Genomic DNA, 14741 nt, shown 5'->3' with positions numbered 1-14741 from the left:
AGTGAATGTTTACGATATGGTTTTACTTTCATGATTACTGACTCCAAAAAGGTGTCTACTTTTATGGAGTCAGATCAATAAACCGATTGTGCATACCTGTTGTTAGGGTGCAATACTTTAATGTAGGCGTAAAATTTATTTCGCGCGAAAAGTTATGTCTAAGAAAGGCCACTACACTTTAACTATATTAAACATGTAACGATTAGTATTTCACTTAATTTTTACTACTTAGATGCGCAAGAAATTCTTTTAACTTTACAAAACTACCAAGCCCTCGCTCACCGGTTTGAACTCCAGGCTCCCAAAAAGCTACAGCGGTATATTGATACAATGAGCTTTCCAGCATCCAAGTGTCTCCATCCACACCTCGCGTTTTATCTTTTGGAAACTCCAATGCTTTTTCAAGCATTAACAATAAGCTTGAATACTCACCTTCAGTTAACTCAACACTCTTCTCTGACTTAATGCCTTTCCAATTATAGCCACCAGACCCTTCATAAACTGTAGTTAATAGCTGATAAGGTCTTACACTTGTAACCTCATATATTACAGGGTTTGAGAAAGTTGGAACAACTTTCAGTTTTAAAACGGGTTCAAGATAAAACCCAGGGTCAGTATATTCGATAGTACTTTGTGTGGACTTACAGCCGACAAGCGAAATTAAAATCAAAAAAATTGAAAAATACTTCATATCCCAAAACGACTCCTTCGATCTGGATAGATTTGATAAAGCCACAACAAATAAATTAGCAGTCATAGAAAATCTATAAGAGTTACTGAATTAAACAAAAAGCCCGTCGATATTTTGTTATGTCTGAAGTTAAGTTGATTATACATTGCCAATTCAAAGATTAGCTTGAATATCTTGCCTGCCTAATACTCTCATAATTTCTATATTACCACCTTGAATGCGAAAATAAATGCTATCAACACCACAAACAGCTCGTCGATAACCTTGCCTAATTTCATCGACTGCTGGTGCTAAATAAGGTTGCTTTGCCAATTGCTCAAAACGATCAAAAAACTTATAAATATAAGCATCAGCCTGATTTTCACCATACTGCTCCAAACCACGAAACCAAATTCGCTTCAAATCAGCTTCGGCTTGAATATTAAGTTTATAACTTTCCATCCTTACTCGCTTCTTCCTTGAAACTAGCTAACATTTGATTTGGTGATTTATCTGAGAGTCCACTTTTCTCTGCTTCAATCAATTTCATACGAATAGCTTCAATTTCAGAAGCTCGCATTTGCTCTTTTCTAATCAAATCTCGAAGTAACTCACTGTCACTCGCATAATTTCCTGAAGCGAGCTGTGCTTGCATCCATTTTTCTTGTTGGGCAGTCACAGTGATACTTTTTTTTACCATCGCCATAATTTACTCATCTTAAATAGATCAAATCCAGATATAATCATATTTTATACTACTGCAATCAAGCTTAGCTTATTGGTGCTAGTAATCAACTATACCTTTTACTTGGCTTCCTCCCTCAAACACACTTCCCTGTGTAAATCTCGCCGATGAGTCAGTAAATTTTACTCATCGGTTTGCGGTACCTCAGCATCTTTCTCTTGCTGTTTTTCGCTTATCATGGCATTTAATTTCTCGCCGCCTTTGATGCCAAAATCTAACGTGCGGATTGGGAATGGGATGGTCATATCAGCTTCGCTTAGGGCGTTTCTAACTGCCACAACAGCCTTGTGGCGAACGGTCATGAAATCTGCTTCGCCGGGGTATTTAATCCAAAACCAAACTAGTAAGTTTACGCTGCTATCACCAAAGCTTTCGGCGTAAACGGCGGTTTCTTCTTGTTTAATCACAAAATCAAACTCATTGATTTTTTTAACAATCACCTCAGCGGCTTGTTCTGGATCGTCAGCATACGAAATTCCCACAGGCACTTCGATACGGCGCACACCTAAGGTACTGTAGTTACTGAGTATATTTCTAAATAGAATCTTGTTAGGCACTAATATAAGTTGCCCATAAAAGTTCTCAATGAGGGTATTTCTAAGGTTAATCGCCCGTACAGTACCGAACACGCTTTCGGTGCGAATCACATCCCCTGTTTTAAATGGTTTGCGAATACCCATAGCAATACCCGCTATAAGGTTCTCTGTCATGTCCTGAAAGGCAAAACCAATTGCAAGACCAACAATACCAGCACCAGCAAGTAATGAGGTGACAGTGCCTCTGAGGCCCAAGAAATCAAGGGCTACAAATAAGCCTACGCATAACACGATGACTTTTACTATCGATGACATTAAGTCTGCTATTTGCGATGACTCTAACGAGCGGCGTAATAGCTTTCTAAGCATTGACCCAACGATACGCGCCAGCAATGAAAACACGATAGTAATAATTACTGCGACAATAAAGTTTGGAATATGGCTTATGATGATATCAACCCAGCCACCGAGTTTTTCTTCTATCAGCTTTTCAGCTTCACTTACTGTCGGAATTTTTAACATTTTTATACCTTGTTGAATTAATTGCTCAACAAAGTATTTAGCAAGATGAACGCCATTTCTAATTTAGGGTATTAAAACCATAAAAAAAGCCGTGCTAAACACGGCTTTTCTAATTCATTTTACTAAAAAATTAGTTCTGCTCTTCTCGTAAGAAAACTGGCTCTAATTCTTTTGCTGTTGCATCGCTACTAAAGTAATAACCTGCCACAGTGAAATCTTTTAAATCACTTAATTGGGTGATTTTATTTTCAATGATGTAACGCGCCATCATGCCGCGGGCTTTTTTCGCATAAAAGCTGATCACTTTATATTGGCCGTTTTTACAGTCTTTAAAATGTGGAGTGATGATTTGTGCATTTAATGCTTTTTTATCAACCGCTTTAAAATACTCATTCGAAGCAAGGTTTACCAAGTATTTTCTATCTTGCTCAGCAAGCACTGTATTAAGCTTTTCGGCGATAATACTGCCCCAAAACTCATATAAGTTTTTACCACGTGGGTTTTCTAACTTAGTGCCCATTTCAAGGCGGTAAGCTTGCATTAAATCTAATGGTTTAAGCACACCATAAAGGCCAGACAAAATACGTAAGTGCGACTGTGCGTAATCAAGATCAGTACTGCTTAGCGTTTGCGCATCTAAGCCACCGTATACATCACCATTAAAGGCTAGCACGGCTTGTTTTGCGTTATCTTGGGTAAATGGCTGTGACCACTCGGCGAAGCGTGCCGCATTCAAACCAGCTAGTTTATCGCTGATTTTCATTAGGCTACCAATTTGCGCTGGTGTTAAATCACGGCAAACTGACATTAACTCTTCGCTATGCTCGAGTAATTCAGGTTGAGTGAATTTATCGGTCGTGGCTGGTGTTTCATAATCTAGATTTTTTGCTGGTGAAATAACAGTGATCATACTTAGCTATTGACTTGTAATTTGTTTGATGTCAATTTCAACATTAATTGAATCAAAATGCACGTTTTGTTTCGTCCTGCCTTTATCCGCTGTTCTTTTCATACATAATGTTCTAGTTTTCTGTATTAAGGACATTTGACCTATTAAACACTGTCATAGTGTTGCAGCATAAAGGCCGCTATAATGGATTTTCTTTTAACTTGCTTGGAATGAGGAAAGCAAATGACTTCAGCACTACAAAGGCTTAAACAGCATTCATCTATTGTTGCAGATACAGGTGATATCGAAGCTATCAAAAAGCACCAACCAGAAGATGCAACAACAAACCCATCTCTACTTTTAAAAGCCAGTGAAATTGAAGCGTATAAGCCTTATTTAGATAAAGCGTGGCAATATGCCAAAGAAACCGAGCAAGATGCAGCTAAACAACTTGAATTAGCATGTGATTACTTTGCTGTATTAATTGGTAAAGAAATTAGCGAAATCGTACCGGGCTATATCTCTACAGAGGTAGACGCACGTTTATCATTTGATACTCAAGCGACTATCGACAAAGCCCACACTTTACTGAGCCTTTACGAAAAAGAAGGTGTTAGCAAAGATAAAATCCTAATCAAAGTTGCATCAACTTGGGAAGGTATCAAAGCCGCTGAGCAGCTTGAAAAAGAAGGCACTAAGTGTAACTTAACGCTGTTATTCTCTGAAGCACAAGCACGCGCATGTGCCGATGCAAATGTATTTTTAATTTCACCATTCGTTGGCCGTATCTTAGACTGGCACGTTGCTAACGGTATGGAAAAACCAACTGATCCGCTAAACGATCCTGGTGTGCAATCTGTACGTAGCATTTACGAATTCTACAAACGCCACGATTACAAAACAGTTGTTATGGGCGCAAGCTTCCGTAACACAGGCGAGATCATCGCACTGACTGGCTGTGATAAGTTAACGATTAGCCCGGGTCTTTTAGAAGAGTTAGGCCAATTAACTGATGCACAAGAGTACCTACTAGAGAGCGACTTTACTGTTGAAGAAAAACCAGCACCACTAACTGAAAGCCAGTTCCGTTGGTTACATAACCAAGATGCTATGGCGACAGAAAAACTTGCTGAGGGTATTCGTTCTTTTGCACAAGCACAGCTTGAATTAGAAGCACGCTTTAAAGCAATGTAATTTAAATTACAGCATTTTTTAAAACGCCACCGCTAGGTGGCGTTTTTGTTTCTAAAATAACTAAACCTTTGATCTATTCATCTATCAATCACACTTCTGTAACAGTATTGTCACTTTTTTATTCTATTTTTGAGCAGCCTGTGGTATAGGTATTTCCGAGGTTCAAAAAATCAATAGGAGAAGTTCATGGATAGCCTAGACGATATTTTAGAAATATTAGAAGGTCCTAGTAAAACAAAAAAGACCTCTACAAAAAATAAAAAGAGAAAATGGCGCGAAATCGAAGCTTTGAAAGACAAGCATAGACTTCGCAAAGAACTACAGGAGTTAGACTATTTCACAGACAGCATTGAGCTTGATGAATTAGACTTTTAATTAAAGGCCCGCAAGGGCCTTTTGCATTTGTGCTATAGAATTTGTGGCAACGACCAATTTACTGGCGCTTTATTTTGATCAGTAAGTAGTTGGTTTGTCTTTGAAAAATGCTGACAACCAAAAAAGCCACGATGTGCAGAAAGCGGTGATGGATGCGGGCCTTGGATCACATGATGACGCGAGGTATCAATGTGTTTGCCTTTTTTCTGAGCATGTGCGCCCCACAACACAAACACCACACCGTCACAGTGCTGATTAATAAGCGCAATTACTGCATCAGTAAATTTTTCCCAACCAAGGTGCTTATGAGAATGAGCTTGCCCTTGCTCAACAGTTAATACCGTGTTGAGTAAGAACACGCCTTGCTCAGCCCAGCTTTGCAAATAGCCATGGTGAGGGATCTCAAAACCTTCGATATCGGTTGCCAACTCTTTGTACATATTCTTCAAAGACGGTGGTAATTTTTTAACTTCTGGTAATACCGAAAAGCACAAACCATGGGCTTGGCCTTCTCCGTGGTAAGGATCTTGCCCTAAAATAACCACCTTAACTTCATTCAGAGGTGTGGCTTCAAAAGCTGAGAATACCTGTTCGTCTTTCGGATAAACGGTAACGCCTGCTGCGCGTCTATCGGCCACATATTGTAAGGTTTCTTGCATGTAGGGCTTAGCTAGTTCGGTATCTAGAAATGTTTGCCAATCGTTCATTTTGAAGCCTGTATTTGCTGACGAGAAACATCTATTTTACCACACATATCAGTTAAACCATCAAGCATACGAGTTGTAAAGCGGTGCAATAAGTCTGCGTTTACACTAATAAACTGGTTATGTTGAACCGCTGGCAATTCAGGCCATTGCCGCCAATCAATTTTAGGCTGAGGCTTTTTCGATTTTTCATCTGGAATAATCACTACCTCTGGGTTGGCAACCAATACATTTTCAATACTAATGCGCGGGTAGTCGGTATCGCTATTAGCAAACACATTATCTGCATGACAAATAGTTAATAGCTGATTGATCCAAGTGTTTCCGCCAACTGTCATCATTGGCTCAGGCCATAATTGATAAAACACCGACACTTTCGGTTTGCCTTCTTGCGCTGTACGAATAGCATTGAGTTTAGTTTCAAACTCTTTGGCTACTTTATTTGCCTTGGTTTGCAAATGCGTAAGCGTGCCCAGTTTACGTAGTTCATCAGCCACATTATCAACCTGATTTGGATTGCTGTACGCTACCGGAATACCTAATTTTTCAATGTAAGCGAGATCTTCGGCTTTGTTACCCGTTTTCCAAGCCAGAACTAGGTCTGGTTTTAACGACAACAGCTTTTCCATGTTAATGCCGTAATAGCCACCTACTCGTTCGATATCATTCGCTTGCTGAGGAAAATCTGCATAGTCAACGGTACCAACAATGCGCTCTCCTGCTCCAATCGCAAATAGGTTTTCAACGATGTGCGGTGCTAAGGCAACGATACGCTGCGGCTCTTTAATTTCATGGGCCTGAGCCAATGCAGGTAAATAAAATAAAATCCCTAAGAGTGCAAACTTGATGGTTCTCATGTTAAAAATCGAACCCTTTTTGCGCTTTTATTCCTGCATCAAAAGCGTGTTTTACGTTTCTGACTTCACTGACTGTATCAGCTAAGTCGGTCAGTTTACGGTGCGCACCACGACCTGTAATTATCACCGATTGCATAGCAGGACGAGAGCTAACTGCTTCTAGCACTTCGTCTAAATCAATATAGCCGTAGGTGATCATATAGGTTATTTCGTCGAGCATAACGAGGTTAATCGACTCATCTTTCAGCATTCTTTTCGCTTCTTGCCATGTCACTTGCGCAGCAGCAGTATCTGACTCTTTATTTTGTGTTTCCCAAGTAAAACCGGTGTTCATAATAACAAATTCAACCCCTGCTTTTTCGAGTAGGTTGCGTTCACCGCATTCCCATGTGCCTTTAATAAACTGACACACAGCAGCTTTCATTCCGTGACCTACCGCACGTGCGACAGTACCAAACCCAGAAGTCGATTTTCCCTTACCGTTGCCAGTTATAACCTGAAAAATCCCTTGCTCTTTTTGTGCAGCAGCAATCCGTTCGTCGACTTTTTCTTTTACTTTTTGCTGGCGTTGTTGGTGCTTATCTTGATTCTGTTCGCTCATTGTTGTTCCTTATTTCTCTAAATTGAAGTTCTCATAAATATTGATGATTTGTTCAATATCGAGATTCTCTGCTACCACGTTTGCTAAACGGCTTAACTGTTGTTCACGGTTTAAATTAATATCAATTGGTTTAATTTGGTTATTTGTTGCAAGCCAAGTTATTAGCTCAGATACGCCCTCAGGGGTATCGAACAAGCCATGTAAGTAAGTACCTGCTACTTGGTTATCATCACTAATAAAACCATCTACTTTGCATCCACTTGGGTGTTCAATAAAGCTCAAAAATGGCTTATCAAGTGCCGGCCCTTGACTAACCCCGGCGTGAATTTCATAACCTGAAATTGCTTTATCGCTATTGTTTAAATGAAGAATGCCAGAGACTTGGCTTAGTACTTTTTGTTGCCCTAATTGCGTTTCAAAGTCAGCGAGCCCAAGCCCTGCAGCACTGCCTAAATTAGACTCCACTGCATGTGGATCCGCAAGATAGTTGCCTAACATTTGCAGCCCACCACATATTCCGAGCACTTTACCGCCATAACGCAGGTGACGTGTTATTTGTTTATGCCAACCTTCATTTTTTAAAAACGCTAAATCGCTGAGTACATTTTTACTGCCCGGTATAATAATCAGATCAACACTTGGAATAGACTGAGTATGACGTACATACTGTAAATCGATTTCTGGTTGTAGTCGCAGTGCATCAAAGTCTGTGTGATTACTAATATGAGGAAGTAGCAGCACCGCTATGCGTAATTGCGGTTTATCGACCTGATTAGTTATAACAACGGCATCTTCAGCATCGAGTGCTAAGTCATGTAAATAAGGTAATACCCCAAGCACTGGCTTATTGGTGTATTGCTCTAACCAATCAAGGCCACCTTGCAATAACGCAATATCGCCCCGAAAGCGATTAATCACAAAGCCTTTAACGCGCGCTTGCTCCGACTCAGACAACAAAGCTAATGTACCAACCAAATGGGCAAACACACCGCCTTTATCGATATCGGCAATAATGATCACTGGGCAATCTACCGCCTCGGCGTAACCCATATTGGCAATATCGTTTTCGCGCAGGTTAATTTCTGCAGGGCTCCCTGCACCTTCAACAACCAGTAATTCAAAACGCTCACTTAAGCGCTGTTGCGAAGTAAGAACTGCATCCATCGCCACTTTTTTGTAGTCGTGATAACTTCCTGCTTCCATATTCGACAGCGCTTTACCATGAACGATTACCTGCGCCCCGGTATCGCTGTTAGGTTTTAATAAGATAGGGTTAAAATCGACTTCTGCGGGGACTTTTGCCGCTACAGCTTGCAAAGCTTGTGCGCGACCTATCTCGCCACCATCTGCGGTTACAGCGCTATTTAACGCCATATTTTGTGGCTTAAAGGGCGCAACCTTTATGCCTCGCTCAGCAAAGATCCGGCAAAGTGCTGCTACAAGAGTACTTTTACCTGCATCTGAGGTCGTTCCTTGCACCATTAATGTTTTCATCATTGTTCTCTTTTTAAGGTTTGTGCAAGACCTGCAATCACAAACTCAACACGTGCAACTTGCTGTGCTAAGGCTTGATGCAACCAACCTGAATGATCAACAAACTGACGGCTTAATTCACCGAGCGGCACGATACCATGACCCACTTCATTACTGACAAAAATAACCTCACCCGGCAATTGCGATAGCAAATCGAGTAAGGCCGCTTTTTGCTCAAGCCAAAATGCTTCACCATGCTGGCATAAGCAATTACTCAACCAAAGAGTTAAACAATCCACTAAAATACAGTTTTCAGCTTGGCTGTGTTGTTGTAATGCTTTAGCCAAATACAAAGGCTCTTCAACAAGTTGCCAATTCTTAGCGCGCTCAGCTTGATGCCTATTAATTCGGGCTGTCATTTCTTCATCACCCGCATTGGCTGTGGCAATGTAGATAAGCGGCTTGTTTGAATCTGTTGCCAGCTGCTCAGCAAAACGGCTTTTGCCGCTGCGAGCACCGCCTAAAATTAAAGTATGTTGTTGGCTCATAATAAACTCACCAAGCAAAGGTAGGTAACAAGCTCAGATACTTGCTGGGCTGCTCCCAAGCAATCACCGGTATAGCCAGATAACTGTTTTTCAAACCAGCGCTTCAATAGTAAACGAGTAACAAAAAGCACACTGATGAGGATTAATAATTGCCCTAGAGTGAAGCCAAAAAACAACCATGCTACTGCTAACACCGCACCGCCAGTTGCTAATAGTATTTGATAACTTTGCGTGCTTAAATGCATCGCAATTGGTTTTACTTTAGATGTGGCGTCCTGACTTACATAGTCCATATCTGCAATTAAGCTTGTTGCAACAACCCGGCTCAAGCTTTGCCCTAAAACAAGTGCAATAATCACAGTACTGGTTACCTCGCTGAGTGCAACAAGTGTTTGGTACTTAATTAGTAAGGCCATCACAAGCGCCGCAGCACCATAGGTACCTAAGCGACTGTCTTTCATAATACTCAGCTTATCTGCAACGTGCCAACCACCACCAAAGCCATCCCAGACATCAGCTAGGCCATCTTCATGGAATGCCCCTGTGATTATCAAGCTAAACGCCATAACTAACGCGACTGCAATGGCTGCAGGGAATAACCAACTTAGCAGTAAAAAACTCAGCGCTAAAACTGCACCTAATATCACACCGACCAATGCAAAATAGCGGCTGGCCTGATTGAGTGCCTGACTCGATACTACAAAGTTTAATTTAATGGGGATACGCGTTAAAAAACTAAGCGCTAGCAAAAATAGCTGAAGCTGACTTGGAGTAGAACCAGAAGTGTGTTGTTCAGTGCTCATATCAGACAACTTGCTCAACATTGGCATCGGCAAAACTTGCCATGTCATTATAAAACGCCAAAGATGCTTGCAGTAAAGGTAAAGCAAGCGCAGCCCCGGTGCCCTCTCCTAACCGTAAATCAAGCTGCAATAATGGTGCTGCATGTAAGGCATTGAGCATTGCTTTATGCCCTTGCTCATCAGAGGCATGAGCAAATATCATGTAATCGCGAGCGTTTGCATTAATGTGAGTTGCAACAAGCGCCGCTGCGGTACAAATAAAGCCATCCACGATCACGGCCATGCCGAGCTCCGCTGCAGCTAAAATGGCACCGGTGATCTGTACAATTTCAAAACCGCCTAATGCAGCGAGCGTCATTAGTGGGTCATCAAAGTGAGCTTTGTGTAATTGAAGGGCTTGCTCGACAACCTTGATTTTTTTAGCAACAACCTCATCACTCACACCTGTACCTTTACCAACACATTGGCAGGCAGGTAACGACAACAAGGCAGCCATTAATGCCGCAGCACTTGTGGTATTGCCAATGCCCATCTCACCAAAGGCGATGGTATTACAACCTTGCTCATAGAGTGAATGAACTCGCTGTTTGGCTAATGCAAACCCTTTTTCAACCTGGCTAAGTGACATGGCCATTTCAGTATTCAGTGGTGCAGTGATTTCACCTAAACGCTGGTTATGCACACTTTTATCGTGTGAAGTACTGAGTGTTCCAGCGTCAACAACTTCTAGCTGCCAGCCAAGCTGGCGACAAAACACGTTGATCGCTGCGCCTCCTGCTGCAAAGTTTGCCACCATTTGTGATGTAACGCTGCTAGGAGCAATCGACACACCTTGGCTTGCCACACCATGATCACCCGCAAATACAACTAGAGAAGGATTTGAAATAACCGGTTTAAAGGCAGCTAGCGCCTGCTCACTATCAAGCTGCTTTGAAAAAATAAGCGTTAATTGTTTAGCACAACTTTCAAGCTGACCCAAAGCGCCTAACGGCTTTGTTTTAAGGTCTATTTTTTGTTGAATTACAGCTGAAAATTGCTGATTAATAGGCATGATATTAAACATTAGCTACCTGCTCTGTTTACGAAAATAAAGTAAGAATAAAAAGAACACGCTACCGATAGCGGCTGTGATCACACCTACGGGTAGTTCTTGGTTATTCAATAGGGTTCGACATAACACATCTACCCACACCATAAAAATACCTCCGACCAAGGATGTCATAACTAAGTTATGGCTGCTGCCTTGCGGTGAAAAGTAGCGCACAATATGTGGGATCATCAGGCCGACAAAACCAACGCCCCCACACATCGCAACAAGCACCGCTGTGATTAATGAACTTAGCAGCAGCATCATGATCCGAAAGCGTTGCACATGAATCCCCAAAGTCGCAGCACTTTCATCACCAAGCAGCATTGCATTAAGCTGACGACGAAATGCAATCATCAGCGTCATACAGGCAATAATAACGGTAGATGGCAGCCAAAGAGTGTCCCACTGCGCACGAGAAAAACTGCCCATAGTCCAAAACAAAATGGCGGTTATAGCTTGAGGATCGCTAAAATAAAGCAGCAAACTTGTCAAAGCACTAAATAAAAAAGATAAAGCAACACCAGCGAGTAACATGGCTTCAACTTGACCAACATGGCGACGCCCTGCAATAGCAATAAGCAACAGCATAGAAAGTAAGCTTCCGGCAAATGCTGCAACTGACATACTAAAGCCAAAACTCACACCGGTTAGGGCTATAAAGCACACCACACCAAATGAAGCCCCAGAAGAAATACCAAACAAATAAGGGTCAGCAAGCGGGTTTCGGGTTACGGTCTGCAAAATTAGTCCTGCCAGAGCAAGCCCTGAGCCTGCTAAAAATGCCAGCACCGTTCTTGGCATACGCAACTGCCAAATAATACGCTGCACAAATTCATCGCTACCTTGGCTAAACAAACCATTAAAAACATCACTCAGTGGCGTATTTGCAGCACCAAAGCTCAATGCTAAAAAACAACTAATAAGCCCTACGACAACACAGATACTTAAACGCATTGCATCAGTCATTTTGATGCTCCTGTGTCTGGTAGCCATAAAAATAAGTGATGTGCGGAATAAACTTATCAGTGCTTGATTGCGGGTGAGCAGATACCGCTGCACAGACACCAAATACATCACTCAACAGCTGCTCAGTTAGCACCGCTTTTGGTTGCCCCTGACAAACCAAACGCCCTTCATCAATCACCAATAATTCATCACATAAACTCGCTGCGAGATTTAAATCATGGAAAGAGGCAAGCACTGTCACATCGAGGGACTTTGCTAATTCCATTATTTGAATTTGGTATTTAACATCAAGGTGACTGGTAGGCTCATCCATGATGAGCAACTTAGGTTGTTGTACGATAGAGCGTGCAATAAGCGCTCTTTGCTTTTCGCCACCAGAGAGCGAATCAAATGCTTGCTCACTATGATGAGACAAACCAACCTGCTCTATCGCTTGATATATTCGCTGCTTATCATTGGCAGACGTGGCGCTGAAAAGTCGCTTATGAGGTGTTAAGCCTAAACTCACTACATCGAACAAAGACAAATTAAACTGCGATGGAGACTCTTGTAAAACCACTGCAACCTGCTTTGCATATTCATCAGCACTGATTTGCCAAATATCTTGGCCGCTCAGCAGCACAACCCCTTGCTGAGGTTTCAAGTAACGATAAAGGCAACGCAGCAGGCTTGATTTACCCGCCCCATTAGGGCCGAGTAGACCGATAAACTGCCCTGCTTTTAACTCAAGGTTAATTGATTTAAGTATAGTTTTATTCGCAGTACCCCAACTTAAATCAGACACTGATATTAATGGCGCAGCGCTAAGGCTATTTTGTTGCAAGCTTATTCTCTCTTGGCGAGTAATCGCAACGCACAAGAAAGCACTGGTAAGTACCAGAAAATGATGTGAGTTGACCCGCTCGATGATTAGTTGTTAGTGCTAAGTATCTGGCTGACCATTATTTAGATGGATTACAGTTGCGGGAACAGCTGGAGAATTTCACTCCATTCCATAGCATATGAGTATTATGGCGGGCTAAGTAAATAATTCAATGAATATCGCTCTAGATGGCTAAAAAACAATTTTAGGCCAAGCTTGTCCTTGTTCATCTATATATACATCGAGTGTAATAAGCCCTGCATAAGGAAGATGAAAAACATTTAAATGCGTGGCTGATTGTTTTGGCATCTGACAAACAATAGCGAGGATTTGTTTAATCACACCTGCATGACTTATTACTAATGACTGTTCATGCTTAGATTCACATAGTGATTGTAAAAATGTTTGCCACCATGCCTCCACTCGTGCGTAAAAGTCTGCCATAGATTCACCATTGGGCACTTTTACTTGCCAAGGATGCTGCCAAAAATCACCGATATGAGGTTTACTCGTTTGCTGCCAAAGCTGTTGGTAGTCTTGGCCATCCCAATCACCAAAATTAAACTCTTTCAGCGCGTTATTATACTGTACATGCAAAGTGTGTTGATTTGCTAAATAATCAGCGTGGACTGAGCAACGCTTGAGCGGAGAGCTATATATGGCATTTAAATGTATGAGCTCGGCAGAAGCTTGGCGCATTTGTTCAAGGCCTTGTTCAGATAAACCGACATCGATTTGCCCAGAAAGAATTCCAGGTATAGCGATTTCACCATGGCGAAGAAAGTAAACTCGTGAAGTAAATGCGTCCATAATGTTCCTCAGTAAACCAATAGTGAACGTTAACGCGTTTTAAGTACTCTGTCGACTTATGCTAAGGGACTCATCCGAAGAGAGTTAAGCTAAACGCATTAAACGAACGTCAAAATGTAGCACTGCATTTGCGCCAATCTTGCCACCGTTACCCTTTTTACCCCAAGCAAGCTCTGGAGGGATCACAAATTCATAGCGAGATCCGATATTCATTAATAACAAACCTTCTCTTAACCCTTCTATAGCTTCAGATAAAGCGAACACCTCAGGCATACCGGCTTTATAACTGTCGGCAATCACATTGCCATCAGCAAGCATAATACGTTGGTTAATAACCACTGTATCTAATTCTGATATGCGTTCTCCTTCAACATCATCAATCACTTTATACATTAAACCCGACGGGCATAGATGTGTATCTGGGTGAGATGAGAACTTAGCGATAAATGTTTCACTATTTTTACGATTTAAACCTGAAGAGCCTTTTGACTTGGTCGTTTTCTTACGAGACACAGTACACCTTAATTGTATTACAAATATAAAACGCTTTATCGCATAACAAGGTAAGGGAAGCAAGTTTGCGAGAGTAAACTTGCAAGTTAGAAAGTGGAAAGATACGAGTTAGAAAGAGTAAAGTTTGAGGGTCTGGCGTAGGTTGGGTAGAGCGAAGCGAAACCCAACATGAGGCTCTAGGCTCTAGGCTCTAGGCTCTAGGCTCTAGGCTCTAGGCTCTAGGCAAAGTGTACTTGTAGGAATGGCTTTAGCCATGAATGTGTTTGTTTAATTTATTCGGCACTGAAGTGCCTCCTACGGGGGTTGTTGCTGAGGGTGACTCTGTACTAAACAACCTAACAGTTCAACTTTACCCTTGCTAACTTGCAACTCGCTAACTCATGTTGGGTTTCGCTCCGCTCTACCCAACCTACCTGGCTGACAGCTCCAGACGCAAAAAAGCCCGACTCTTTCGAATCGGGCTTTCTTTAATAGGATCCTGGCGATGACCTACTTTCACATAGCAACTGCTACACTATCATCGGCGCTGTTTCGTTTCACTACTGAGTTCGGCATGGGGTCAGGTGGGTCCAAAACGCTATTG

The 14741-nt window shown here is 41.8% G+C and carries 18 protein-coding genes, 1 rRNA gene and 1 riboswitch; of the genes, 2 read left to right on the top strand and 17 right to left on the bottom strand.

Going from position 1 to position 14741, the window contains the following annotated elements; all coding sequences use genetic code 11:
- Positions 1 to 214: 214 nt before the first annotated feature.
- From MTF66_RS38100 to yaaA, 5 genes are all read right to left on the bottom strand, one after another.
- Positions 215 to 691 carry a hypothetical protein gene (locus MTF66_RS38100; protein WP_248530324.1) on the bottom strand — a complete coding sequence of 159 codons (477 nt, stop codon included), beginning with the start codon at positions 689 to 691 and terminating at the stop codon, positions 215 to 217.
- A gap of 153 nt (positions 692 to 844) precedes the next feature.
- Complete coding sequence (locus MTF66_RS38095) at positions 845 to 1132, bottom strand: type II toxin-antitoxin system RelE/ParE family toxin (protein ID WP_248530323.1); 288 nt, start codon at positions 1130 to 1132, stop codon at positions 845 to 847.
- Positions 1119 to 1376, bottom strand: a complete 258-nt coding sequence (locus MTF66_RS38090; protein WP_062566698.1) for a type II toxin-antitoxin system ParD family antitoxin — start codon at positions 1374 to 1376, stop codon at positions 1119 to 1121. Before MTF66_RS38090 ends, MTF66_RS38095 begins: the two co-directional genes overlap by 14 nt.
- Before the next feature lie 161 nt (positions 1377 to 1537).
- Positions 1538 to 2473: a mechanosensitive ion channel family protein gene (locus tag MTF66_RS38085; protein ID WP_248530322.1), complete on the bottom strand. Its 936-nt coding sequence runs from the start codon at positions 2471 to 2473 to the stop codon at positions 1538 to 1540.
- Between the two features lie 130 nt (positions 2474 to 2603).
- A complete protein-coding gene (gene yaaA / locus MTF66_RS38080; RefSeq protein WP_248530321.1) occupies positions 2604 to 3383 on the bottom strand; it encodes a peroxide stress protein YaaA in 780 nt (259 codons plus the stop codon).
- A gap of 222 nt (positions 3384 to 3605) precedes the next feature.
- On the opposite strand from yaaA, the gene tal reads away from it, so the two are divergent.
- Together tal and MTF66_RS38070 are read left to right on the top strand one after the other, a co-directional pair.
- Positions 3606 to 4556: a transaldolase gene (tal, locus tag MTF66_RS38075; protein WP_054562329.1), complete on the top strand. Its 951-nt coding sequence runs from the start codon at positions 3606 to 3608 to the stop codon at positions 4554 to 4556.
- Positions 4557 to 4742: 186 nt separating this feature from the next.
- Positions 4743 to 4931: a DUF3545 family protein gene (locus tag MTF66_RS38070; RefSeq protein ID WP_054562330.1), complete on the top strand. Its 189-nt coding sequence runs from the start codon at positions 4743 to 4745 to the stop codon at positions 4929 to 4931.
- 32 nt (positions 4932 to 4963) lie between these two features.
- On the opposite strand, the gene ung is transcribed toward MTF66_RS38070, so the two are convergent.
- The 12 genes from ung to rrf all read right to left on the bottom strand — a co-directional run.
- Complete coding sequence (ung, locus tag MTF66_RS38065) at positions 4964 to 5638, bottom strand: uracil-DNA glycosylase (RefSeq protein ID WP_058586519.1); 675 nt, start codon at positions 5636 to 5638, stop codon at positions 4964 to 4966.
- Positions 5635 to 6492: a cobalamin-binding protein gene (locus tag MTF66_RS38060; protein WP_248530320.1), complete on the bottom strand. Its 858-nt coding sequence runs from the start codon at positions 6490 to 6492 to the stop codon at positions 5635 to 5637. Before MTF66_RS38060 ends, ung begins: the two co-directional genes overlap by 4 nt.
- 1 nt (position 6493) lies before the next feature.
- Complete coding sequence (gene cobO, locus MTF66_RS38055) at positions 6494 to 7093, bottom strand: cob(I)yrinic acid a,c-diamide adenosyltransferase (protein WP_054562333.1); 600 nt, start codon at positions 7091 to 7093, stop codon at positions 6494 to 6496.
- Positions 7094 to 7102: 9 nt separating this feature from the next.
- Positions 7103 to 8587 carry a cobyric acid synthase gene (locus MTF66_RS38050; RefSeq protein WP_248530325.1) on the bottom strand — a complete coding sequence of 495 codons (1485 nt, stop codon included), beginning with the start codon at positions 8585 to 8587 and terminating at the stop codon, positions 7103 to 7105.
- Entirely contained in the window at positions 8587 to 9114 is a 528-nt protein-coding gene (cobU, locus tag MTF66_RS38045; protein WP_248530319.1) for a bifunctional adenosylcobinamide kinase/adenosylcobinamide-phosphate guanylyltransferase, read from the bottom strand. The genes MTF66_RS38050 and cobU overlap by 1 nt, the downstream gene beginning before the upstream one ends.
- A complete protein-coding gene (locus tag MTF66_RS38040; protein ID WP_248530318.1) occupies positions 9111 to 9917 on the bottom strand; it encodes an adenosylcobinamide-GDP ribazoletransferase in 807 nt (268 codons plus the stop codon). Before MTF66_RS38040 ends, cobU begins: the two co-directional genes overlap by 4 nt.
- A gap of 1 nt (position 9918) precedes the next feature.
- The gene (gene cobT / locus MTF66_RS38035) at positions 9919 to 10980 is read right to left on the bottom strand and encodes a nicotinate-nucleotide--dimethylbenzimidazole phosphoribosyltransferase (RefSeq protein ID WP_248530317.1); all 1062 of its coding nucleotides are present in this window, start codon (positions 10978 to 10980) and stop codon (positions 9919 to 9921) included.
- 3 nt (positions 10981 to 10983) lie between these two features.
- On the bottom strand, positions 10984 to 11973 hold the full coding sequence (locus tag MTF66_RS38030; protein WP_248530316.1) for an iron ABC transporter permease: 990 nt from the start codon (positions 11971 to 11973) through the stop codon (positions 10984 to 10986).
- Positions 11966 to 12796, bottom strand: a complete 831-nt coding sequence (locus tag MTF66_RS38025) for an ABC transporter ATP-binding protein (RefSeq protein ID WP_239962699.1) — start codon at positions 12794 to 12796, stop codon at positions 11966 to 11968. Before MTF66_RS38025 ends, MTF66_RS38030 begins: the two co-directional genes overlap by 8 nt.
- A gap of 103 nt (positions 12797 to 12899) precedes the next feature.
- A riboswitch (cobalamin riboswitch) is annotated at positions 12900 to 12967 on the bottom strand.
- A gap of 60 nt (positions 12968 to 13027) precedes the next feature.
- On the bottom strand, positions 13028 to 13645 hold the full coding sequence (locus tag MTF66_RS38020; RefSeq protein WP_248530315.1) for a histidine phosphatase family protein: 618 nt from the start codon (positions 13643 to 13645) through the stop codon (positions 13028 to 13030).
- 84 nt (positions 13646 to 13729) lie between these two features.
- Entirely contained in the window at positions 13730 to 14158 is a 429-nt protein-coding gene (locus MTF66_RS38015) for an FKBP-type peptidyl-prolyl cis-trans isomerase (protein ID WP_248530314.1), read from the bottom strand.
- Between the two features lie 476 nt (positions 14159 to 14634).
- A 5S ribosomal RNA gene (gene rrf, locus MTF66_RS38010) occupies positions 14635 to 14741 on the bottom strand; the annotation flags it as partial.

This window comes from Pseudoalteromonas sp. 2CM39R (assembly GCF_023161845.1).
This window is presented reverse-complemented; position numbering and strand designations above follow the sequence as displayed.

Coding starts and splice junctions, on each gene's coding strand:
- MTF66_RS38100 (WP_248530324.1), bottom strand. CDS start 691: ATGAAGTATTTTTCAATTTTTTTGATTTTAATTTCGCTTGTCGGCTGT.
- MTF66_RS38095 (WP_248530323.1), bottom strand. CDS start 1,132: ATGGAAAGTTATAAACTTAATATTCAAGCCGAAGCTGATTTGAAGCGA.
- MTF66_RS38090 (WP_062566698.1), bottom strand. CDS start 1,376: ATGGCGATGGTAAAAAAAAGTATCACTGTGACTGCCCAACAAGAAAAA.
- MTF66_RS38085 (WP_248530322.1), bottom strand. CDS start 2,473: ATGTTAAAAATTCCGACAGTAAGTGAAGCTGAAAAGCTGATAGAAGAA.
- yaaA (WP_248530321.1), bottom strand. CDS start 3,383: ATGATCACTGTTATTTCACCAGCAAAAAATCTAGATTATGAAACACCA.
- tal (WP_054562329.1), top strand. CDS start 3,606: ATGACTTCAGCACTACAAAGGCTTAAACAGCATTCATCTATTGTTGCA.
- MTF66_RS38070 (WP_054562330.1), top strand. CDS start 4,743: ATGGATAGCCTAGACGATATTTTAGAAATATTAGAAGGTCCTAGTAAA.
- ung (WP_058586519.1), bottom strand. CDS start 5,638: ATGAACGATTGGCAAACATTTCTAGATACCGAACTAGCTAAGCCCTAC.
- MTF66_RS38060 (WP_248530320.1), bottom strand. CDS start 6,492: ATGAGAACCATCAAGTTTGCACTCTTAGGGATTTTATTTTATTTACCT.
- cobO (WP_054562333.1), bottom strand. CDS start 7,093: ATGAGCGAACAGAATCAAGATAAGCACCAACAACGCCAGCAAAAAGTA.
- MTF66_RS38050 (WP_248530325.1), bottom strand. CDS start 8,587: ATGAAAACATTAATGGTGCAAGGAACGACCTCAGATGCAGGTAAAAGT.
- cobU (WP_248530319.1), bottom strand. CDS start 9,114: ATGAGCCAACAACATACTTTAATTTTAGGCGGTGCTCGCAGCGGCAAA.
- MTF66_RS38040 (WP_248530318.1), bottom strand. CDS start 9,917: ATGAGCACTGAACAACACACTTCTGGTTCTACTCCAAGTCAGCTTCAG.
- cobT (WP_248530317.1), bottom strand. CDS start 10,980: ATGTTTAATATCATGCCTATTAATCAGCAATTTTCAGCTGTAATTCAA.
- MTF66_RS38030 (WP_248530316.1), bottom strand. CDS start 11,973: ATGACTGATGCAATGCGTTTAAGTATCTGTGTTGTCGTAGGGCTTATT.
- MTF66_RS38020 (WP_248530315.1), bottom strand. CDS start 13,645: ATGGACGCATTTACTTCACGAGTTTACTTTCTTCGCCATGGTGAAATC.